Origin of the sequence: Neorhizobium sp. NCHU2750, assembly GCF_003597675.1 — a bacterium.
Lineage (GTDB): Bacteria > Pseudomonadota > Alphaproteobacteria > Rhizobiales > Rhizobiaceae > Neorhizobium.
The window spans coordinates 3,815,796-3,837,243 of sequence record NZ_CP030827.1 but is presented as its reverse complement, the minus strand read 5'-3'; the positions used below and the strand labels follow the sequence as shown (position 1 = coordinate 3,837,243).

Below are 21,448 nucleotides of genomic sequence, written 5' to 3'. Positions count from 1 at the left end.
AACATCTGTTGTTCAATTTCCGGCGCTTTCCATGCGCCGTGTGGCGAGCACTTTCTCCAGCCAGCCGAGCTGCATTTCGGGCACGGACTTGAGGAGAAGGTCGGTATAGTCGTCGAAGGGCGGCGACAGCGCCTGTGATTTCGGGCCGAAGCGCACCAGTCTGCCGCGATGCATGACGGCAACGGAATCGGCGATCGCCTTCACGATGGCGATGTCGTGGGTGATGAAGACATAGGAGAGCTGCTGTTCCTCCTGCAGCTTCATCAGGAGTTTCAGGATGCCTTCTGCCACCAGCGGGTCCAGCGCGGATGTCGGCTCGTCGCAGAGGATGAGTTCCGGTCTTGCCGCGAGAGCCCGGGCGATCGCCACACGCTGCTTCTGGCCGCCGGACAGCTCAGCCGGATAACGATCGATGAAGCCGTTGCCCATCTCGATCTGCTCCAGCAATTCCTTCACGCGCGCGGTCTTTGCTGCGCCACGCAAGCCGTCATAGAAGGTCAGCGGCCGGCCGATGATGTCGCGCACAGTCTGGCGCGGGTTCATCGCCGTATCGGCCATCTGGTAGATCAGCTGGATGCGGCGCAGGTCGTCGCGCGGGCGGTTGCTCAATGCGGGCGTGAGCGGCTTTCCGTCAAAGGTGATCCTGCCTTCGCTCGGCGGCAGGAGGCCGGTGATGACGCGCGCCAGCGTCGACTTTCCCGAGCCCGATTCCCCGACGATTGCCAGCGTCTGGCCCTTGCACAGATGCAGCGATACGCCGTGCAGAACCTTGAACCCGTTGGAATATTGCGCGCTGACATTGTCGACCGTCAAGACCGCAGCCGACTGGTCCGGTGCTTCCTCGCGGGCCGCCTGACGGACATTGACGAGCGCGCGGGTATAGTCCTCCCTCGGTGCCTCGATGATCTGCTGCACCGAGCCGTATTCCACCGTCTTGCCGTGCCGGAGGACCATGATGTCATCGGAGATCTGCGCGACCACCGCGAGATCGTGGGTGATGTAGAGGGCTGCCGTATGGGTTTCCTCGATCGCGTGCTTGATGGCTGCCAGGACATCGATCTGGGTAGTGACGTCGAGTGCAGTCGTCGGTTCATCGAAGACGATGAGGTCGGGATTGGAGCAGAGTGCCATGGCCGTCATGGCGCGCTGCAATTGTCCGCCGGAGACCTGATGCGGAAAGCGGTCACCGAAGTTCTCCGGGTTCGGCAGGCCGAGAACCTGAAAGAGGTAGAGCGCCCGCTTGCGCGCTTCCTGCTTCGTCATCAGGCCATGTTTGACGGTCGCCTCGATCACCTGGTCGCCCAGCCTGTGGGCCGGGTTGAAGGCCGCGGCGGCGGATTGGGCGACATAGCAGATGCGGGCGCCGCGCAGCTTGCGGATGCCACCCTTGCTGAGCTTCAGGATGTCGGCTCCGTCGAGCTTGACCTCGCCGCCGGCAATTTCCGCCCCGCCGCGACCATAGGCGAGCGCAGAGAGGCCGATCGTCGATTTACCGGCACCCGATTCGCCGATCAGGCCGAGAACCTTCCCCTTCTGGAGATCGAAGGAGACGCCATCGACGATGGTGATGCGCTTCGGCGGCTCGCCCGGCGGATAGCTGGTCGCTTCGATCTTGAGGTCGCGGACGGAGAGGAGATTGGTGTCAGGCATCGCCGCGCCCTCCCTTCAGGCTGGAGGTTCGTTTCAAGAGCCAGTCGACCACCAGATTGACGCTGACACAGAGAGCGGCGATCGCCGTCCCTGGCACCAGGGCGGCGGGGACCCCGAATATGATACCATCCTTGTTGTCCTTCACCATGCCGCCCCAGTCCGCCGTTGGCGGCTGGATGCCGAGACCAAGGAAGGAGAGGGTGGAGAGAAACAGGATGGCGAAGGCGAAGCGCAGGCCGAATTCAGCCAGCAGCGGAGACAGGGTGTTGGGCAGGATCTCGCGGAAGATGATCCAGATCTTGCCCTCGCCGCGCAGTTTTGCCGCCTCGACGAATTCCATCACCGCGACATCGAGAGCCACGGCGCGGCCAAGCCGATAGACACGGGTGGAATCGAGGATCGCCATGACGAGGATGAGGATCAGCAGGTGCTGCGGCAGGACCGCCAGAACCACGAGCGCAAAGATCAGCGTCGGGATCGACATCATCAGGTCGTTGAAGCGGGAAAAGACCGTGTCGATCAGGCCGCCGGAGACGGCGGCGACGAAGCTCAGGATGATGCCGAGCGAAAAGGAGATGACGGTTGCGGCCAGTGCAACGAACAGCGTTGTGCGAGCGCCGTAGATCAGCCGGGAGAGAATGTCGCGACCGAGATTGTCGAGCCCGAAGAAAAACTGGCCGTCGGCCAGCTGCCAGACGCCGCCGACCACGTCGGTCTCGCCATAGGGCGCGATCAGCGGGGCGAAGACGGCGCAAAAAGCCGCCAGCGCGATGCCGAAAAGGCCGATCCAGGCGGTGATAGGAATGTCTCGCACTCTCATCGCGGGTGCCTCAGGCGTGGGTTGGCGACGATGGCGAGGATGTCGGCAATCATGTTGAGCAGGATATAGACGGCGGCGAAGATCAGGCCGCAGGCCTGCACGACCGGCATATCGCGCACCGTCACCGCATCGACCATGTACTGGCCCATGCCAGGATAAACGAAGACGACCTCGACGACGACGACGCCGACGACGAGATAGGCCAGGTTCAGCGCCACGACATTGATGATCGGCGCCAGCGCATTCGGCGCAGCGTGCTTGATGATCGCCCGCCAGCTGGAGAGCCCTTTCAGTTCGGCCGTTTCCATATAGGCAGACGACATGACGGAAAGGATTGCCGCACGGGTCATGCGCATCATGTGGGCGAGTACGACGAGAACCAGCGTTGCCGTCGGCAGCGCGATCGTCTGGATGCGTTCAAGGAAGCCCATGCCCTCGTAGACGGTGGCGGGAAAGGTGGCGATGCCGAAATTGACGGAAAAATAGAGGATCAGCAGGTAGCCGATGAAGAATTCCGGCAGCGAGATGGCGGCAAGCGAGATCACGTTGATGATCTTGTCCGGCATCCGGTCGCGGAAGTGGACCGACAACATGCCGAGCCCGACGGCCAGCGGCACGGCGATGATGGCAGCGAAGCCCGCAAGAAACAGCGAGTTTCCGAGCCGTTTGCCGACCTGTTCGGAGACCGAGTTTCGGCTGGCCCAGGAAGTGCCGAAATCGCCATGCACGACGCCGCCGAGCCAATCGAAATAGCGCGTGACGACGGGGCGGTCGAGGCCGAGCTCGGCGCGGATATTGGCGACGGCCTCAGGCGTTGCCGACTGGCCGAGATAGGTGGTGGCGAAATCTCCGGGCAGGGCCTCGACACCGGCGAAGATCAGCACGGAGACGGCGAAAAGCAGAACGATCGACAGGGCGAAGCGCTCGAAGATGAGGGTCAGGAGCGGAAACCGTTCCCTCAGGCTGCGGCCAGGCGGCTGGCCTGCCTCGGTGGAATTTGACATCTGGCGCGATCCCGTTTCCGACATGAAGGAATGGGATCGCAGGCTCTGCCTGCGATCCATGTTCATCGGTGGGCAAGAGCCCGTTTCAGGGATCAGGCGTCGAGCCAGACGCGGCTTGCGACGTAGCCGTTCGACATGTCGTTGCCGATATCGCTGACATAGCCCTGCAGCTTCTTGGAGCCGGCATTCACGAAGTCGTTGAACATCGGCAGGATGGTGCCGCCTTCGTCGCGCACAAGCATCGCCATTTCGCGATACATGTCCTTGCGCTTCTTCTCGTCCAGTTCGCCGCGGGCGGAGATCAGGAGCTTGTCGAACTTCTCGTTCTTGAAACGCGTATCGTTCCAGTCCGCAGTCGACAGATAGGCACCCGAATAGAACTGGTCCTGAGTGGCGCGGCTGCCCCAGTAAGAAGCGCAGAAGGGCTGGACGTTCCAGACGTTCGACCAGTAGCCGTCGCCCGGCTCGCGCTTGATCTCGATCTCGATGCCGGCCTTCTTGGCGCTCTGCTGGAAGAGGACGGAGGCATCGACGGCGCCCGGGAAGGCGACTTCGGAGGTGCGCAGCAGCACGGAACCGCTATGGCCGGATTTCTTGTAGTGGAACTTTGCCTTGTCCGGATCGTATTTGCGCTGCTCGATGCCCTCGGGGAAGAGCGCATAGGTGTCGTTGATCGGGAAGTCGTTGCCGACCTTGCCGTAGCCACCAAGGATGCGCTTGACCATTTCCTCGCGGTCGATCGCATATTTCAGTGCCATGCGCAGGTCGTTATTGTCGAACGGTGCCTTGTCACAGTGCATGATGAAGACATAGTGGCCGCCACCGGCTGTCGTCAGCAGCTGTACGGTCGGGGCGCGGGTCAGAAGCGGCACGGTCTTCGGATCGACGCGGTTGATGAACTGCACTTGGCCGGACGACAGCGCGGCAATGCGCGCCGTCGCGTCGTTCATGGTGATGATTTCGACGGTCTCGACGAAACCGCGATCGGAACGCCAGTCGCTGGTGTTCTTCTCGAAGGTCATTCGCACGCCGGGTTCGAAGCTCTTGACCTTGTACGGCCCTGTGCCGACGCCTGCGGTCGGATTGTCGACGCCGCCGTTCGGCTGGATGACGAGGTGGTAGTCGGTGAAGATCGCCGGCAGGTCAGCATTCGGCGTGTCGAGGGTGACGACCAGATCGCCGCCCTTGTTCTCGATCGATTTGATCGACTTCATCACTCCGGCAGCACCCGATTCGGTCTTGCTGTCGCTGTGGCGCTTCAAGGTGGCGACCACGTCGTCGGTGGTCATGTCCTTGCCGTCATGGAACTTGACGCCTTTGCGGATCTTGAAGGTCCAGGTCGTGGCGTCCGGTGACGGTGCCCAGGATTCGGCCAGCGACGGGATCGGCGCGCGGGTCTGCGGGTGGGTTTCGACCAGAGTATCGCCCCAGCTGCGTACGGCGGCGAACATGACCTGCGAGGTTGCCTTGGCGGGGTCGATGCTGTCGGTTGCTGCACCGCCTTCGAGGCCGAGCTTCAGGTTGCCGCCCTTCTTGGGCGTCTGTGCTGCGGCGCTGGTGGCGAAAAGCTCGCCTGCCGCCGTCAGCGTCAGGCCGGCGGCCATGGCGCGGCCCATGAATTCGCGGCGGTTCATGCCACCTGCCGTCACGCGTCCGGCCAGATATTTGGTGAAGTCGTTCATTTCCCGGTTCCCTCTTTTCCGATGCAGAAATCTGCTTCTTGTGGCACCATCCAGCCCGGTTTCCTCTTCCGTGGCGGGTGGTGTTTCATGCTGTCGATCGTGGGAAATGGTTCGGTTGCCGCCGACATAACTTCCTTTCTTGCGCAGTCCCCACTCCTTGCTGGAGCTTTTTGCCTCGGGGAATTTCTGCTTAGCGATCGAAGGCCCGTTGAGGCTTGATGAATGGTAAGGGCGCGGTGTCGCGCGGGTGAGCCTTCGCTACGACAAAAAGTGCCGTCTCTGCGACACATTTGGCAACCTCCCATGGGTTGCGAAAAGAACGCCGTTGCCGTGAGGGTGCTTCAGGCGCTCAAGCGCGCGCTATTGCATGGAAAAACGTGCCGCTCACATGGCCTCGTTTTGCGCCCGACGGACCGATTTCGACGCCACGGCCATCTGCAATCATGGCGAGAGGCTGGTCGCTTCCGGCATCGATGACCCGGGCGTAATGGAACTCGTGGCCGCGAATCATTTCGCCGGCCGTGCCGATCGCGCAGGCGTCGAGCAGGCTTGCCTGGCGATAGCCCAGATTCATCTTTCGCTTTGCGAAACTGGTCGAATGCGACAGCAGTCCGGTCATGGCGTGGGTCACGCCATCGGCATCTTCCAGCGCCTCGCCGAGCACCATGTAGCCACCGCATTCGCCATGCACCGGCCGGGTTTGGGCAAAGGTGCGGATGCCGGCGATGAAGTTTTCTGCGGCCGCCAGTCTGCCGGGATGCAGTTCGGGATATCCGCCGGGCAGCCAGCAGATATCGCAATCGGCCGGCGGCGCTTCATCGGCAAGCGGCGAGAAGGAGACGATATCCGCCCCCATGGCCCGCCACTCCCGTTTGATATGCGGATAGAGGAAGGTGAAGGCCGCATCTTCGGCAAGCGCGATCCGCTGGCCGGGCGGCGGGAGCGCCCTTTCGGTCGATCCGGTCGGGATATCGAAGGGTTTGGCAGCCTCAAAGATCGCGTCGAGATCGAGCGATTGCTCCATCACATCGGCCAGCCGGTCGATATGGGCATCCATTTCGGGATGTTCGCTTGCCTGGACGAGGCCGAGATGGCGTTCCGGCAAGGTCAGCGTCGGATCGCGCAGAATGGTACCCACGACCGGCAGGCCGAGCGCCTCGATCGCATCGCCCGAGAGCTTCTTGTGCCGCTCGCTGCCGGTTCGGTTCAGGATGCAGGCGGCGATCTTCACCTGAGCGTCATAATGCATGAAGCCGCAGGCAATCGCCGCAGCCGTCTGGCTCTGGCCGGACACGTCTAGCACCAGCAGAACCGGCAGGCCGAAGAGACGCGCAAGATCCGATGCCGCGCCCGAGCGATTGGGCTCGGTGACGATACCGTCGAACAGGCCCATGGCGCTTTCGATCAAGAGCAGTTCGGCGTCTTCCGCCTGTTCGCGGGCCAGGTGGCGCAGGAGATCGGGCGCCATTGCCCAGCTGTCGAGATTGAGGCCGGGCAGGCGGGTTGCCGCCTGATGAAAACCGGGATCGATATAGTCGGGGCCGGTCTTGATGCCGCGCACCTTGACGCCGCGGCGTTGAAATGCCCTGAGAAGGCCGATCGTCACGCTCGTCTTGCCGGAGCCGGAGCGGGGTGCCCCGATGATGAGTGCGCGGGCCGTCATGCGCCCGTACCCGAAAGAACCGCCTGCATCGAGACGATCTTGCCGATGACGATCAGTGCCGGAGCGGCAAAATTCTGGCGCTGGATCTCCTCCTCGACGGTGGCGAGCGTTGCCGTCATAGACCGTTCGTCGGGCGTCGTGGCCGCCATCAGGACCGCGACCGGCGTGTCAGCCGGCAATCCGCCTTCCATCAAGAGCCTCGCGATCGTGCCGATCGTGCCCACGCCCATATAGACGACGATCGGTTCGCCGGTCTTGGCCAGCGCCTTCCAGTCGAGATCGCCGGGCGTTCCGGCCGCATGACCGGTTGCGAGCGTGATCGAGCGGCTGATGCCGCGCATGGTGGCGGGAATATTGGCAGAGGCGAGGGCTGCCAGTGCCGAGGTCATGCCGGGAAGAACGCGGAAAGGGATGCCTTCCTTCACCAGCGCTTCGGCTTCCTCGCCGCCACGGCCGAAGATGAAGGGATCGCCCCCCTTCAGCCGCAGCACGCGCTTGCCGGCTCTGGCGAGTTCGATCAGCCTTGCGGTGATATCTTCCTGTGCCACGGAGGGCTTGCCGCCGCGCTTGCCGACAAACACCAGTTCCTTCGTCTTTGCCAGTGCCAGGACGGCATCGGACACCAATGCGTCATGGACGATGACATCCGCTTTGGCCAGCGCATCTGCGACTTCGAGTGTCAGGTAACGGGGATGGCCCGGTCCGGCACCGGCCAGCCAGACATGGCCGGGCGCAAATTCCGGAGCCTCGACGATCGTTTCGAACAACTCATTCACGGACATATGCAAACCTTTTGCCGGCCGGGAGCGGCCGGGCTATAGAAACGGCCATGGAAGCGGCCATTGACGAAGAAAGCAAGAACCTGCGGCGTGGCTGGACCACGGGAACCTGTGCTGCGGCTGCCAGCAAGGCGGCCTGCCTCGCGCTGATTTCCGGTGAATTCCCAACAATGGTGGAGGTCACCCTGCCGGGCGGGCAGCGGCCGGGCTTCGCGCTGGCGATCGAGGAAAGAGGCGAGGGCTTTGCCAAGGCGGGCATCGTCAAGGATGCCGGGGACGACCCCGATGTCACGCATGGCGCCCTGATCATGAGCACGGTGCGGCGTGGGGCGCCGGGTAGCGGCATCACCTTCAAGGCGGGACCAGGTGTCGGCACGGTCACACGGCCGGGCCTGCCCCTGCCGCCGGGCGAGCCGTCGATCAATCCGGTGCCGCGGCAGATGATTGCCCAGGCGATTGCCGAGGTGGCGGGCGAGGGGAGCGATTTCGAAGTCGAGATTTCCGTCGCCGATGGCGAGAAGATCGCCGAGAAGACATTGAATGGCCGGCTCGGCATCCTGGGCGGCATATCGATCCTCGGCACGACCGGGATCGTCATTCCGTTTTCCTGCTCGGCCTGGATCCATTCCATCTGGCGCGGCATCGATGTCGCGCGGGCAGCCGGTCTCGATCATATTTCCGGTGCGACCGGCAATACATCCGAAAAAGCGGCGCAGGCGCATCATGGCCTGTCCGAGATCGCGCTGATCGACATGGGCGATTTCGTTGGCGGCATGCTGAAATATGTCCGCAGCCATCCGGTGGCGAAGGTGACGATCGCCGGCGGCGTTGCCAAGATGACCAAGCTCGCCCAGGGCATGCTCGATGTACATTCCAAGCGCGGACTTGCCGATCTTGAGGCGCTCGCAAAACTGGCGGCCGAGGCCGGCGCGGATGACGGTCTTGTCGCCCGAATCGCCGGCGCGAACACCGTCTCGCATGCCTTCCAGCTTGCCGGCGAAAGCGGCCTGACGCTTGGCGGTCGCATTGCGGCGCTCGCCTGGAAAACGGCCGCCAAGGCGCTTCGCGATCCGGCGATCTCGCTCGAAATCCTGGTCTTCGACCGGCAGGGGCAGCTTGTCGGCAAGACCGAATTCACGCCTTCCGATCATTCCGATCCCTTGCCTTCGGTCATCTGATCCCAGCCGGGCCGGAAACGGCGTACATAGTCGGCATTGTAAAGCTGGCTCTCGACGAAATCCGAAGCACCCAGCCCCTTGCCGACAAAGATCAGCGCGGTGCGCTCGGCAGGTTCTTCGGCGAGTTTCTTCTCGATATCGACAAGCGTGCCGCGGATGATCCGCTCTTCCGGCCATGAGGCGCGCACGACGATCGCCACCGGGCAATCGGCGCCGTAAAGCGGTGTCAGTTCCTCGACGATCTTTCCGAGCGCATGAATGGCGAGATGGATCGCCAGCGTCGCACCCGTGGCGCCGAATGCCTTCAGCGTCTCGCCTTCCGGCATTTTCGAGGCACGGCCCGAGACACGGGTGAGCACGAGACTTTGGGCGACTTCCGGGATCGTCAGTTCCCGCTTCAGGGCCGCGGCAGCGGCGGCGAAGGAGGGGACGCCGGGTGTCAGCGTATAGTCGATACCGTGCTTTTCCAGCCGGCGGATCTGTTCAGCCACGGCACTCCAGACGGAAAGATCGCCGGAATGCAGCCGGGCGACATCCTTTCCAGCCCTGTGAGCGCTGAGATATTCGGCCTCGATCTCGTCCAGCGAGAGAGAGCCCGTATCGACGACGCGGGCATCCTTCGGGCACCAGTCGAGCAATTCCTTCGGCATGATCGAACCGGCATAGAGGCAGACCGGCGAGCGGGCGAGGATATCGCGGCCACGCACGGTGATCAGGTCTGCGGCACCCGGTCCGGCACCGATGAAATGGACGGTCATGCAGCTTCTTTCGTTTGGGCGAGGGCGCAGGTCGCGCCCTGCGAAATCAATCGTGGAACGATGATTTCCGATGTTTCTCCGGCTACGGCAAGTGCTGCCGCCTCAGAGAGGCTGGAGGAGAGCGTCTTGGCAAGGCTGTGTCGGGACACCGTCTTGGTGCGGGGCTCCATGTTCATCAGTGCGTCATCGGAGACGATGTGGAGCGGCAGATGCAGTGCTTCCGCCAGTTGAAGCATGCCCGGCTCTTCCCTCTTGATTTCGCCGGTTGCGAGTGCGGTGATTGATTCACGTGAAATCCCGGCCTGGCTGCATGCCGCATCCAGCGCCGAAAGAAGTTCTTCGCTTGTGCTGCCCTTGCGGCAGCCGAGACCGGCGACGATCATGATTGGTCTCCCTTAATCCAGGTCCATTGCGTCACCGGCATGGCCGGTTTCCAGCCCTGCATCGTGCCCACGGGGGCAGCTCGGGAAATATCCATGCGGATCAGGTTTCCGCCGAGCCTTGCCTGCGCTGCCAGAAGCACGGCTTCCATTTCCAGCGTCACGGCGTTGGCGACCAGCCGGCCGCCGGGTTTCAGCATTGCGACAGCCGCATCGAAGACGCCCGGCTCGCTGCCGCCGCCGCCGATGAAGATCGCATCCGGTTGTGGCAAGCCGACCAGTGCGGCAGGCGCTTCGCCCTCGATCAGTACCAGGCCCGGCACACCAAAGGCCTGCGCATTACGCCGGATACGGGCGGCGCGTTCGGGATGCGCCTCGATCGCTATCGCCTTCATCGACGGATCGGCCAGCATCCATTCGATACCGATCGAGCCCGAACCTGCGCCGATATCCCAGAGCAGTTCGCCGCGGCGGGGGCTGAGTGCGGAGAGCGTCAATGCGCGGATCTCGCGTTTGGTGATCTGGCCGTCATGCTCGAACAGCGCATCGTCCAGTCCGAAGCCGCGCGGCAGTATCCGCGCGCCGGCCTCCGCCACGACCTCGATCGCAACGACATTCAGGACATTGATATCCAGCAGTGCAAATTCGCCGGCAATGCTCGAACGAATGCGCTCCGCCTCTCCGCCGAGGGCTTCCAGCACGGTCAACGTGGATCGGCCAAATCCCTGGGCGGCAAGCAGGGCCGCAAGTTCCGCGGGGCCTTTCTCGTCCGATGTCAGTGCAATGATCCGCCGGCCGGGATGCAGGAGCGGACGGATGAGATCGAGCGGGCGACCATGCAGCGATACGGTCTCGATTTCCTGCAGTGGCCAGCCGAGGCGTGAGGCGGCAAGCGAGATGGCCGAGGGCGACGGGTAGGTGATGATCTCCTCTGCCGCGACATGGCGCGACAGGGTTGCGCCGACGCCGAAGAAAAACGGATCTCCGGATGCCAGCACGCAAACGCTGGTGCCGCGCAGCGCCACGACATCGCGCATGGCCGGATCGAAAGGCGCCGGCCACGGCCTTGCCTCACCCGAAATCAGCGGTTTTGCCAGTTCCAGATGCCGCCTGCCGCCGAACACGACGGCCGCATCGGCAACGGCTCTCCTGGCATTGTCGCCGAGCCCCTTAACGCCGTCTTCGCCGATCCCGACGATGGACAGCCAGCGGCTTTGGTTTAAAGCTCTCATTCCTGATTCAGGAGGCAATTTGACCTACTCCATCCTCATATTGGGCGGTACGGCGGAAGCCAAGGCGCTGGCCGGCCGGCTTTCCGTCCATCCCGACTACGAGATCCTGCTGTCGCTGGCGGGGCGCACCAAGGCGCCGGCTGTGCAGCCGGTGCCGGTCCGTATCGGCGGCTTCGGCGGCGTCGAAGGCCTCGCTCGTTTCATCTGCGAACGCGGCGTGGACCTGCTTGTCGATGCCACGCATCCCTTCGCGGCACGGATTTCGCGCAATGCGGCCGAAGCGGCTGCGGCGACCGGTACGGACGTCGTCGCCCTGCGGCGCCCGGAATGGCTGCGGCAGGAGGGTGATCGCTGGCGGGAGGTTGCCGATATCGCGGCGGCGGTCCAGGCCCTCGATATTGCTCCGAGGCGGGTTTTCCTGACGCTCGGACGGCAGGAGCTCCTGCCTTTCGAGGCGATGAAACAGCATCATTATCTGGTGCGTAGCGTCGATCCCGTCGATCCGCCGCTCGATCTGCCCAATATTTCCTATATCACCGCGCGCGGTCCGTTTTCTGAGGCGAACGAGATCGCCCTGCTTGAAAAGCATGCGATCGATCTGATCGTGTCGAAGAACAGTGGCGGTACGGCGAGCGTCGGCAAGATCGACGCGGCGCGGCGGCTCGGCATCGATGTCGTGCTGATCGAGCGCCCGCGCCTGCCGGAGGTGGCGTCGGCCAAAAGTGTCGAGGAGCTGGCCGGGATGATTGCTCAACGCGCCGTCTCCGTAAGGAAGCGTGGCGAATAGACGATCGGCCGCTTGTCGCCGCGTTCAATCAGGCGGGTTTCCGCCGTTCCAACGATGACGCAGGTGGCCATGTCGGCCATCTCGCCCTCAGCCTCCGCCAGCGGCACGATGCGGATCGCCTCATCCGGGCGGCCGGCGGCGCGGCCGAAGATTACAGGCACGCTGCCGGGCAGGTGGTTGCGCAGAATGTCGAAGGCCTCGCCGAGTTGGTGCGGCCTTGCCTTGCTGATTGGATTGTAGAAGGCCATGACGAAGCCTGCCGTCGCCGCCGCAACAAGGCGCTTTTCGATGATTGCCCAGGGCTTCAGGTTGTTCGACAGCGAAATGGCGCAGAAATCATGGCCAAGTGGCGCGCCGGCCTTTGCCGCGACTGCGAGCATGGCGGTCACGCCCGGCACGACGGACAGCTCGATCTCGCGCCATTCGGCCGGGCCATCGTCGATTGCTTCGCAAACGGCTGCGGCCATGGCAAACACGCCCGGATCGCCGCCGGAGACGACGCAAACGCGGCTGCCTTTGGCCGCCATGTCCAGTGCAGCCCTGGCGCGGGCCAGTTCCTCGCGGTTGTCGGAGGCATGGCGATGCTGGTCAGGCCTCAGGTTCAGCCGATCGATATACGGGAAATAGCCGAAAAAGTCGCTCGATGCCGTAACTGCAGCAAGCGCCTCGGGTGTCATCTGGTCCGGATTGCCTGGCCCGAGGCCGACGACGGTCAGCGAACCGGTCATGCTTCGTCTCCGTTCGGGCGGGTTGTCCAGCCGGGTACTAGAACGATGGAGAAATAGGGGGCAGGGCTTTCGTCGCGGGTTTCAAGCCTTTCGGCGGCGCCGTTCGCCATCGTGCCGCGCTCGACATAAAGGGCGCCGGAGAGCTTGCCGACTGCTGCCAGGGCCCGGCGGATCTTCGGCAAGTTACGGCCAACTTTCATAATGACGGCACCATCCGTAACTGCGAGCCGTTCAGCGAGTTTTTCTTCCGGCAGGGTGCCGGGGAGAACGCTCAGGATATCGTCGCCCTGCACGAGCGGCAGGCCGGTCATCGACCAGCAGCCGGACATGGCCGTGACGCCGGCGATGACGTCGGCCTGGTAGCGATCCTTCAGCCGCAGATGCAGATGCATGTAGGAGCCGTAGAAGAGCGGGTCGCCCTCGCTCAGGACGGCGACATTGCGGCCGGCATCGAGATGGGCGGCGATCTCTTCGGCCGAGCGATCGAAGAAATCGTTGATCGGGTTCTTGTAGTCGGCCTCGTCCTTGTGGGTTTCGACCGTCACCGGATAGACCAGCGGCAGTTCGATTGTGTTGGGACGGATATGCGCCTCGACGATGGCGCGGCCATTGCCGGTCGAGCCCTTCTTGCAGAAGAAGGCGACGACATCGGCCTCCGCGATGGCGCGCACCGCCTTCAGCGTCATCAGTTCCGGATCGCCCGGACCGGTGCCGACGCCGGAAAGCCGGCCCTTCGTGATTTCGCCGCTCACAGGCCCGCCCTCGCCAGCGCGTTGACGGCGGCAGCCGTCATCGCCGAGCCACCCATGCGGCCACGCACCACGGCATAGGGGATATCGTGATGGGAAACCATCAGCGCCTCCTTCGATTCGGCGGCACCAACGAAGCCAACAGGCATGCCGATGATGGCGGCTGGGCGCGGCGCCCCGGCATCGAGCATTTCGAGCAGGCGGAACAGCGCCGTCGGCGCATTGCCGATCGCCACGACCGACCCTTCCATCTCGTCCCAGAGATCGAGCGCGGCGGCCGAACGGGTGTTGCCGATGGTTTTCGCCAGCTCCACCGTGCGGCCATCGCGCAGCGTGCAGATCACCTGGTTTTCGGCGGGCAGGCGGGTGCGGGTGACGCCATGCGCCACCATTTCGGCGTCGCAATAGATCGGCCGTCCGGCACGCAGCGCGCCGCGCGCGGCCTCGACGAAATCATTGGAAAAGCGGAAATGTTCGGCCGCCTCAACCAGTCCGCAGGCATGGATCATGCGCACGGCAATATCGGCCTGTTCCGGGGTAAAGGCGGAGAGATCGGCTTCCGCACGGATGATCGCGAAGGATTTTTCGTAGATCGCGTCGCCTTCGCGGATATAGTCGTAATTCGTCATGGTCGTCCCGTGGCTGCTGCTGCCAATCGCGCGGAACCGATCCGGGCGAGGCAGTCGGCGGAGTTTTCATTCGGCCGTCTCTCCCGTCTGACGAGATCGGAAAGCCGGCGAAGTGTGGCGTTGGTATCGGCAAAGTGCGCGAAAGCAAAGGGTTGTCCCGATGCTTTTGCCGCAGCGATCAGGGAAACACGATCCGCCGTGCCGCAAAGCGTCAGGGCCGCGGGTTCAGGATGGGCGCAACCCTTGGCGCAGCCCGTCACATGAAGCTTGAACGAGCCGTCAATAAGATCGCCACACTCGGCTGCGGCCGCCGCGGCAATCTCATGCGTGGCAATCGTTGCCGAATTGCAGGCAGGGCGGCCCGGGCAGGCGGCGATATGGCTGCGCGGATCGCTGGCCGAGGTGATGAAGCCGCAGTCTCCGGCAAAGGCCTGTAATTTCCGGCAGGCGATTTCGGGGCCGGTGAAGAGCAGCGCATGATCGAGTGCCTGCTTTGCAGATTTTACTTTGAGCCGTGTAGCCTCGTCGCAGAGCGCGATCAGGCTTTCCGACTTCGCCTGGCCGAATGCGGGGCCGATGCCGACGGCGTGCAGGTCATCGGAGAGCGCGAAGAGATCGAAGGGGGAGGCGGACGCATTTTGGGCCGTCATGCTCGGGCTTGTCCCGGGCATCCGATCCGCATCGAAAACCTCGACACCGGTAGATCCTCGGGACAAGCCCGAGGATGACGGTTGAGTGTGGGGCGCCGTTTCGCTCACCGGAATATCTCTCGCCAGATCCCGCCCGCGAGCCTTGTTTCCCAGGCTGGCCAGTCGCTTCAGCAGGGCAAGAACCGTGTCGACAACAAGTGTTTCACGTAAAACATTGAAAATACGACCGGATTGCTCGGTGCCGCCGAGGGTGAGCCGCCACTCCGTTTCCGAGATGGCCACAAGGCGGATATCCGCCAGCAGATGGGAGAGCCGCAAACGCCCCCCGCCATCGACGACAACGGCCATTTTCGGTGCCAGTCCGGTGATGGTGCGGGCGCCGTCGCGGATGGCTTCAGCCAGTGGCCGAGGGTCGGCGATCTCGCTTTCATCCTGTCCGGCAAGCGGTGGCACTTCGACCGCCAGGCCGTCGCGCAGGGGAAGGTTCAGCGCCCGCACATCGGCGTCGAGACGTGGTGCCGAGGTCTCGCTGAGGCCGCGGATCTGGAGATTGCCACGGGCTGAAATGTCGATCATGCCGTTGCCGTGTCTTTTTGCCAGCCGGCAGATATCGGCAAGTTCTTTTGGGGTGATCGCCCCGGTCAGCGATATGCGCGCCAGCAGCCCGTCGCCGGTCATCATCGGCGCGGAAAGGGCGGGGCAGGCGCCGCGCCGCATGTCCTGCGTGTCGTGATCGAGCGGGAGCGTCGTCATGCGACCCCTCCCTTTTGGGACGGGACGAGCATTTCCAGTTCCGCATCGACGGCGTTGCGTCGCGGGTGCCAGAGGCCGCGGTTCATCGCCGAGCGGAAGCGCTCCGCCATATAGCGGGCGCCTTCGGGATTTTGCGCCAGCAGGAAATCGCGCACGGTTTCGTCACCCAGATAGGCATCATAGGTTGCGTCGATCAACGACTGCGGAATGGCATGGGTGGTTTCAGCAAAGCCGATCAGCCGGTCCACTGTCTCGACCAGTTCGGCTGCACCGCGGGGACCATGGCGCATCTGGCCTTCGATGAAGCGCGGGTTGACGGCGCGGGCGCGGACCACGCGGGTGACGGCTTCCGATATCGACCTTGCCTTCGGCTTTGCCGGGTCGGTCGTATCGAGCGCGATCACGTCCGCCTTGCCGCCGAGGGCCGCGACCGCTGCCGAAAACCCACCGATGAAGGCCACGTCGGCCGATCCATCGAGCAGATCACGGCCCGGATCGTCGCCTGTATGGACGAGGAGGTCGGCATTGCCGACGCGCCCGGCAAATTCGCCTGGGACGTGGCTTGCCTCTCCATCGGCGCCACCGAAAGCGTGGCTCGTGGCATCGAGATAGATGCGGCCAAGCTCCTCGCGCTCGGCCCAACGGCCGTCGGCGAGCTTTTCCTCTATGCCGGAGCCGTAAGTGCCCGGTGCCGAACCGAAGATGCGCGGCGGGACGGAACCGGCTGCCTGTGCGGCTTCCGAAAGCGGATTGTCTCCCGGTGCTTCCTCGCGGGCGGCAATCGCCCGCATGGCGGCGTCGAGAAGTGCGATCAAGGCCGGAAACATGTCGCGGAACAGGCCGGAAATGCGCAGCGTCACGTCTACTCGAGGGCGGCCGAGCTGCGCCGGCGGAAGAACCTCGATGCCGGTCACGCGGCCTGTGGCCGTATCCATGACCGGTCTTGCGCCCATCAGTGCCAGAACCTGCGCCACTTCCTCGCCACCGCTTCTCAGGCTGGCGCTGCCCCAGAGATCGAAGACGAGGCTTTTCGGCCAGTCACCGTGATCCTGCAGGTAGCGGCGCAGGATCTCGTCGGCAGCGCGTTTTCCAAGCTCGAAGGCGGTCGGGGTCGGCAGGGTGCGTGGATCGCTAGCATAAAGGTTGCGGCCGGTCGGCATGACATCGCGGCGACCACGTGCCGGCGCGCCGGACGGGCCGGGGCGGATGTGCTTGCCGTCGAGCGCATCGATCAGCGCCTGCCTTTCGGCCGCGGCGCTGGCGATCCGCAGCGGATCCCCGTCACCTTCGGCGACAGTGCCGAACACGTGCTGGCCATCCTTGATGGCGAAATCCTTGAGATCGCAGAGAAAGGCATCGATGCGGGCGAGTGCCGTATCCGGATCGTCGTTGCGGGATACGCCGGCATCGGTGGCGATCGTCGTGTCGCGGGCGGCCTCGACGATCAGCTTTGCCAGCCGGTCGCGGCGGCGACGGTCGAGGCCGTCGGCCTGGGCATATTCGTCGACCAGCAGTTCCAGTTTCTTCTCGTCGTTGGAAAGGCCGGCACCGGTGAGGACCGGCGGCAGATGGCCGATGGTTATGGCGGAAATCCGCCGTTTGGCCACCGCTGCCTCGCCGGGATTGGAGACGATGAAGGGATAGATGACCGGCAGGCTGCCGGTGATCAGTTCCGGGAAGCAATCTTTCGACAGGGCGACTGTCTTGCCCGGCAGCCATTCCAGCGTGCCGTGAGCTCCGACATGGACGATGGCATGGGTATCGAGCCGGTGGCGCATCCATTGACCAAAGGCTACGAGTGCATGGCGGGGCGGCAGGTCGGGGCTGTGGTAGTCGGCACGGCGGTCGGCATTGCGACCGCGATCCGGCGCCAGCGCCACGGTAATGTTGCCGAATTGCGCGGCGCGAAAACGCCAGGCACCGTCTTCTATGTCGCCATCATCCCGCGCTGAACCCCAGGCCGCCTCGGTGCCGGGGGCGGGAATGTATTCCTCGACCGGCAGAGCACCCGTCTGCCGGCCAAGACGGTCCAGCAGATCTTTCGGCGTCGCCGGCATATCCAAAACCGAATAGCCGGCCTGCGAGAGTTCGTGCAGCATGGACAGCACGCTTTGCGGTACGTCTAGCCCCACGGCGTAGCCGGTACGGCCCGGTGTGCTCGGATAGTCCGGCATCATGATGACGACCCGGCGTTCTGCCGGTGCCGCCATCTTCATCCGCAGGAAAGAGGCGATGCGATCCGCCACCTGCTCCACCCGGTCGGGTTCTGGTTGGTTGAAGAGGGCGGCGGAATTGTCGCCCTGCTTGAAAGAGATAGCGCCGGCGAGAATGCGGCCATCGAGTTCCGGCAGCACGACATGCATGGCGAGATCGGCCGGGTTCAAGCCGCGCCTTCCTTCGGCCCAGCCGTCCCGCCGCGTCGTGGCGACGACGATCTGGAAGACGGGAATGCCGGTGCGATCGAAAAGCGTGTCGCTATTGGCATCTGTACCGCTGGCGAAGGCGGTGGTGGTCAGGATCGCTGCGGCGCCGAGCCTTGCGATCGTTGCCTCGACAAAGGAGATTGCCTCCTGATCCTTCAGCCCGCTGACAAAGACCGGCACCGGCGCGAAGCCGCGTGCCCCAAGCGCTGCAAACAGGGCGTCGATCGGGGCGGCGTCGTTGGCAAGCAGCATGGAGCGATAGAACAGGATCGGCAGGCGCGGCGCTGCCGCCGCGAGGTCTGCCAGAAGCTCCTCTTCGTCGGCAATGCCGTGCCCCGGCTTGTAGAAGCCCGCCTTCGGCATCGGCAGTGCCGCGGGCAGCGTGCCCGTGCTGCCATCAGCCAGAGCCGAGAGCCGTCGGGCCAGAAGCCGCATATTGTCCGGCCCGCCCTCCCGGAAGCAGGCAAGGATGCCGGCCAGCGTCTCATCAGACATTGTCGACGCGCTGGCCAAGCGCTCATCGCGAATGCTGCATTCGCCCGGTAGAAGTGCGAGCGCTATCTTGCGGCGCCTTGCGAGGCGGGAAAGCTCGTCCACGCCATAGGCCCAGCGGTCGTAGCCGCCGAGAATGCGGACGAGGATGACCTTCGCATGGGATGCGGTCTTGTCCAGCCATAGATCGACGGACATGGGATGGTGCAGGTCGGAGAGATTGGTGAGCGCGAGGCTGCCTTCACCCCATCCCGCCGCAACGCCGTTCAGGTCGCTGCCGGAAAAGGACAGCACCACCACATCGGCCGGCGACTGATTGAGGTCTACCGGTTCGATCAGATCGTCGAGCGACGACGATGTGGTGGCGAGTATATGCATCCTCTTCCTTTGTCTGCCGCAATTCCGGAATTGCCTTGCGCGGGATTCAGGCCGCCAGCATCTTCTCGATTGCAGCGCGATCAATACCCTTTTCGCCGATCACGACGAGGCGGCTCTGGCGGATTTCGCCGGGCGCCCAGGCGCGGTCGAAATAATGGTTCACGCGCGATCCTACTGCCTGAACCTGCAGGCGCATCGGCTTGTTCGCGACGTCGATGAAGCCCTTTATGCGCAGCACGTTTTCCGCTTCCGCCGTGGCGGAGATACGCTCTGCCAGAGCTTCCGCGTCAGTCACGGCCGGAAGATCGATGACGAAGCTGTCGAATTCGTCGTGATCGTGGTCTTCCTCGTCGTCGTGATGGGTCTTGCGGTTTTCGATATCGTCCTCGACAGCAAGGCCAAGGCCAATCAGCACGCCCGGATCGACGGCGCCCTTGGCAGCCGGCACGATCTTCACCGCGCGCGGCAGATGCGCCTGGACACGGCCCTTGGCGGCAGCGAGCGACGCCTGATCGAGCAGGTCGGTCTTGGTCAGCACGATCATGTCGGCGCAGGCAACCTGATCCTCGAAGACTTCCTCGACCGGGTCGTCGTGGTCGATCGAGCCGTCTGCCTCGCGCTGGGCTTCGAGCGCCACATGGTCGTCGGCAACACGGCCTTCGGCCAGCGCCACGCCATCGACGACGGCAACGACGCCATCGACGGTGACGCGAGCCTTGACGGCCGGCCACTGGAAGGCCTGGACGAGCGGCTTGGGCAGAGCGAGGCCCGAGGTTTCGATCAGGATATGATCAACGCGCGGTTCGCGGGCGAGGATCTGGTCGATCGCGGGGACGAAATCGTCTGCGACCGTGCAGCAGATGCAGCCGTTTGCGAGCTCGATGATGTTATCGTCTGGGCAGCTTTCGATGCCGCAACCTTTGAGCACTTCGCCATCGATGCCGACATCGCCGAATTCGTTGACGATGATGGCCAGCCGCTTGCCGTCGAGCTTTTCGATCAGGTTGCGGATCAGCGTGGTCTTGCCGGCACCGAGAAAGCCGGTGACGACGGTGCAGGGTACGCGATCGAACTTGGGGGCGGAATTGACGCTCATGCAGGCATGTCCTCGTGATGATGGAAGGGGGGGATGCGGGCCGTCATGCCCTTGCCGCGCAGGCATGTCGGGCGGCTGCGAAGGGGAAGCAGGCCGCGTTCGTCGGCGGCCAGCATCATTGCGCCGGTGACGATGTCGTCGGCATTTTCGGTCGAGAGATGGCCGAACACATAGGACCAGCCGGAGCGGCGATTGAAGGCGGCGCTCGGCCCCTTGTCGCAATTGGAAAGGCAGGTGACGGGCTTTATCGCAAGCGGCTTGCCTTCGGCCGCCTCTCTCAATGCCTCTATCAGTGCGACACCGGGGCGGACCGTGCTGTTGGTTGACTCGCGGCAATTGGTGCAGACGAAGATCGTCACGTCGATCTCGCCGGCATTGCCGTCGTCGGCCAGACTTCCATCGTCTTTTTGCACTTCATCCGTCATCAGGCCGCAAACCGCCGGGTTTCTCAAAAAATCGGGGTGCGCGACAGGTGGCGGACCATCCTGCAGTGAAAACAAGGCCTTGCCCGGAGCACCCCGCCCGGAAAAGCATGAATGTGGAACGGCAGGTCTCCTGGCTCACGGGTCGTCGCCACCTGCCTGCCTTCCCAGATGGATCCGGTCCCTATCTCCTAGGTTGGATCTCTCCAGTGGCGTCTTTGGCAAGATGGCTCGCCGCCTACAGTTGCGGGGGCAGCCGCGGCATTGGATCCCAGCGAAGACGCCGAATCCGCACCGCATTCTCTCTTAGCCCTTGCCGTTGCCGGCAAGAGACCGTCGTAACCATCAAGTAAGCGCTCCCGCGGGGTGCTGTCAATGTCGCAGAAGCGATTGCCGAGGCAACGGATTTGCCTATAGTCGTCGCCGACGCACGAGGGTGGTTGCGGACACAAGGCGGCGTGGCGGGCTCTTCGCCAACCGCCCGGTTTTTCCGTAACGGATTTGAATGAGGGCCATATGCTGGATCAGGTTGCTTTTGCGGCCGCCGGTCAGGACCCAAGCAGGAGCTTGCAGCAGGTTGAAGGATATCGATCAGTCCACTGAGGAGCGCCATCGCGCCAAGATGGTCAACCGCAAAGCTGTTCAGGATGCGGAAGTGGCCGAGAAAACCGTCGAAAAAGGGCTTCTCATCGTCCATACCGGACCGGGCAAGGGCAAATCGACGGCGGCCTTCGGGCTGGCGCTGCGCATGCTCGGCAATAATCGCCGCGTCGGCATCGTACAGTTCATCAAGGGCGCCTGGTCGACCGGTGAACAGCCGGCGCTTGCGACATTCGGCGATCGTGTCGTCTGGCACACGATGGGCGAGGGGTTCACCTGGGAAACCCAGGATATCAAGCGGGACATTGCCGCTGCCGAGAGGGCATGGGCCAAGGCGCTCGACCTGATGGCCGACGACTCGATCGGTCTCGTCATTCTCGACGAACTCAATATCGCGCTGCGTTACGACTATCTCGATCTTGAGAGCGTCGTTGCTTCGCTCGCGACGCGGCGCCCCGACCTGCATGTGGTCGTGACCGGCCGCAATGCCAAGCCGGCGCTGATCGAGGCTGCCGATCTCGTCACCGAGATGACGCTGGTCAAGCACCATTTCAAGGCCGGGGTGAAGGCCCAGGCCGGTATCGAGTTCTGAACC

At 63.7% G+C, this 21,448-nt stretch carries 19 protein-coding genes and 1 riboswitch; of the genes, 3 read left to right on the top strand and 16 right to left on the bottom strand.

Annotated features, from left to right (window positions below; translation table 11 throughout):
• Positions 1-12: 12 nt before the first annotated feature.
• The 6 genes from NCHU2750_RS18480 to cobA all read right to left on the bottom strand — a co-directional run bounded on the left by NCHU2750_RS18480 (position 13) and on the right by cobA (position 7,601).
• Positions 13-1,650 carry an ABC transporter ATP-binding protein gene (locus NCHU2750_RS18480; RefSeq protein WP_119941969.1) on the bottom strand — a complete coding sequence of 546 codons (1,638 nt, stop codon included), beginning with the start codon at positions 1,648-1,650 and terminating at the stop codon, positions 13-15.
• Positions 1,643-2,470, bottom strand: coding sequence for an ABC transporter permease (locus tag NCHU2750_RS18475; RefSeq protein ID WP_119941967.1), 828 nt, complete (start codon positions 2,468-2,470; stop codon positions 1,643-1,645). The genes NCHU2750_RS18480 and NCHU2750_RS18475 overlap by 8 nt, the downstream gene beginning before the upstream one ends.
• The gene (locus NCHU2750_RS18470; RefSeq protein ID WP_162939677.1) at positions 2,467-3,474 is read right to left on the bottom strand and encodes an ABC transporter permease; all 1,008 of its coding nucleotides are present in this window, start codon (positions 3,472-3,474) and stop codon (positions 2,467-2,469) included. Before NCHU2750_RS18470 ends, NCHU2750_RS18475 begins: the two co-directional genes overlap by 4 nt.
• Before the next feature lie 92 nt (positions 3,475-3,566).
• On the bottom strand, positions 3,567-5,156 hold the full coding sequence (locus NCHU2750_RS18465; protein ID WP_119941963.1) for an ABC transporter substrate-binding protein: 1,590 nt from the start codon (positions 5,154-5,156) through the stop codon (positions 3,567-3,569).
• A 349-nt stretch (positions 5,157-5,505) separates the two neighbouring features.
• Positions 5,506-6,819 carry a cobyrinic acid a,c-diamide synthase CobB gene (locus tag NCHU2750_RS18460; protein ID WP_119941961.1) on the bottom strand — a complete coding sequence of 438 codons (1,314 nt, stop codon included), beginning with the start codon at positions 6,817-6,819 and terminating at the stop codon, positions 5,506-5,508.
• Positions 6,816-7,601 (bottom strand): uroporphyrinogen-III C-methyltransferase, encoded by a 786-nt coding sequence (gene cobA, locus NCHU2750_RS18455; protein WP_119941959.1) that lies wholly within the window; start codon positions 7,599-7,601, stop codon positions 6,816-6,818. The genes NCHU2750_RS18460 and cobA overlap by 4 nt, the downstream gene beginning before the upstream one ends.
• Before the next feature lie 47 nt (positions 7,602-7,648).
• On the opposite strand from cobA, the gene NCHU2750_RS18450 reads away from it, so the two are divergent.
• Positions 7,649-8,776 carry a cobalt-precorrin-5B (C(1))-methyltransferase gene (locus NCHU2750_RS18450; protein ID WP_119941957.1) on the top strand — a complete coding sequence of 376 codons (1,128 nt, stop codon included), beginning with the start codon at positions 7,649-7,651 and terminating at the stop codon, positions 8,774-8,776.
• On the opposite strand, the gene cobM is transcribed toward NCHU2750_RS18450, so the two are convergent.
• From cobM to cbiE, 3 genes are read right to left on the bottom strand one after another with little or no spacing between them, the layout of a single operon-like run.
• The gene (gene cobM / locus NCHU2750_RS18445; RefSeq protein WP_119941955.1) at positions 8,746-9,534 is read right to left on the bottom strand and encodes a precorrin-4 C(11)-methyltransferase; all 789 of its coding nucleotides are present in this window, start codon (positions 9,532-9,534) and stop codon (positions 8,746-8,748) included. The genes NCHU2750_RS18450 and cobM overlap by 31 nt on opposite strands.
• On the bottom strand, positions 9,531-9,917 hold the full coding sequence (locus NCHU2750_RS18440; protein ID WP_119941953.1) for a cobalamin biosynthesis protein: 387 nt from the start codon (positions 9,915-9,917) through the stop codon (positions 9,531-9,533). The genes cobM and NCHU2750_RS18440 overlap by 4 nt, the downstream gene beginning before the upstream one ends.
• Positions 9,914-11,146 carry a precorrin-6y C5,15-methyltransferase (decarboxylating) subunit CbiE gene (cbiE, locus tag NCHU2750_RS18435; RefSeq protein WP_119941951.1) on the bottom strand — a complete coding sequence of 411 codons (1,233 nt, stop codon included), beginning with the start codon at positions 11,144-11,146 and terminating at the stop codon, positions 9,914-9,916. The genes NCHU2750_RS18440 and cbiE overlap by 4 nt, the downstream gene beginning before the upstream one ends.
• A 19-nt stretch (positions 11,147-11,165) precedes the next feature.
• On the opposite strand from cbiE, the gene NCHU2750_RS18430 reads away from it, so the two are divergent.
• On the top strand, positions 11,166-11,933 hold the full coding sequence (locus NCHU2750_RS18430) for a cobalt-precorrin-6A reductase (RefSeq protein WP_119941949.1): 768 nt from the start codon (positions 11,166-11,168) through the stop codon (positions 11,931-11,933).
• Here NCHU2750_RS18430 and NCHU2750_RS18425 read toward each other — a convergent pair.
• From NCHU2750_RS18425 to NCHU2750_RS18395, 7 genes are all read right to left on the bottom strand, one after another.
• Complete coding sequence (locus NCHU2750_RS18425) at positions 11,897-12,661, bottom strand: precorrin-3B C(17)-methyltransferase (protein ID WP_119941947.1); 765 nt, start codon at positions 12,659-12,661, stop codon at positions 11,897-11,899. The genes NCHU2750_RS18430 and NCHU2750_RS18425 overlap by 37 nt on opposite strands.
• Positions 12,658-13,347, bottom strand: a complete 690-nt coding sequence (locus NCHU2750_RS18420) for a precorrin-2 C(20)-methyltransferase (protein ID WP_245480423.1) — start codon at positions 13,345-13,347, stop codon at positions 12,658-12,660. Before NCHU2750_RS18420 ends, NCHU2750_RS18425 begins: the two co-directional genes overlap by 4 nt.
• A gap of 62 nt (positions 13,348-13,409) precedes the next feature.
• Complete coding sequence (locus NCHU2750_RS18415; RefSeq protein ID WP_119941943.1) at positions 13,410-14,039, bottom strand: precorrin-8X methylmutase; 630 nt, start codon at positions 14,037-14,039, stop codon at positions 13,410-13,412.
• Positions 14,036-15,442 carry a precorrin-3B synthase gene (cobG, locus tag NCHU2750_RS18410; protein ID WP_119941941.1) on the bottom strand — a complete coding sequence of 469 codons (1,407 nt, stop codon included), beginning with the start codon at positions 15,440-15,442 and terminating at the stop codon, positions 14,036-14,038. Before cobG ends, NCHU2750_RS18415 begins: the two co-directional genes overlap by 4 nt.
• On the bottom strand, positions 15,439-18,735 hold the full coding sequence (gene cobN, locus NCHU2750_RS18405) for a cobaltochelatase subunit CobN (protein ID WP_119941939.1): 3,297 nt from the start codon (positions 18,733-18,735) through the stop codon (positions 15,439-15,441). Before cobN ends, cobG begins: the two co-directional genes overlap by 4 nt.
• 46 nt (positions 18,736-18,781) lie before the next feature.
• The gene (cobW, locus tag NCHU2750_RS18400) at positions 18,782-19,831 is read right to left on the bottom strand and encodes a cobalamin biosynthesis protein CobW (RefSeq protein WP_119941937.1); all 1,050 of its coding nucleotides are present in this window, start codon (positions 19,829-19,831) and stop codon (positions 18,782-18,784) included.
• Positions 19,828-20,256, bottom strand: a complete 429-nt coding sequence (locus tag NCHU2750_RS18395; RefSeq protein ID WP_119941935.1) for a DUF1636 family protein — start codon at positions 20,254-20,256, stop codon at positions 19,828-19,830. Before NCHU2750_RS18395 ends, cobW begins: the two co-directional genes overlap by 4 nt.
• A 103-nt stretch (positions 20,257-20,359) precedes the next feature.
• Positions 20,360-20,606: riboswitch (cobalamin riboswitch) on the bottom strand.
• Between the two features lie 269 nt (positions 20,607-20,875).
• Here NCHU2750_RS18395 and cobO point away from each other — a divergent pair.
• Positions 20,876-21,445, top strand: a complete 570-nt coding sequence (gene cobO, locus NCHU2750_RS18390) for a cob(I)yrinic acid a,c-diamide adenosyltransferase (protein WP_502703855.1) — start codon at positions 20,876-20,878, stop codon at positions 21,443-21,445.
• Positions 21,446-21,448: the final 3 nt, after the last annotated feature.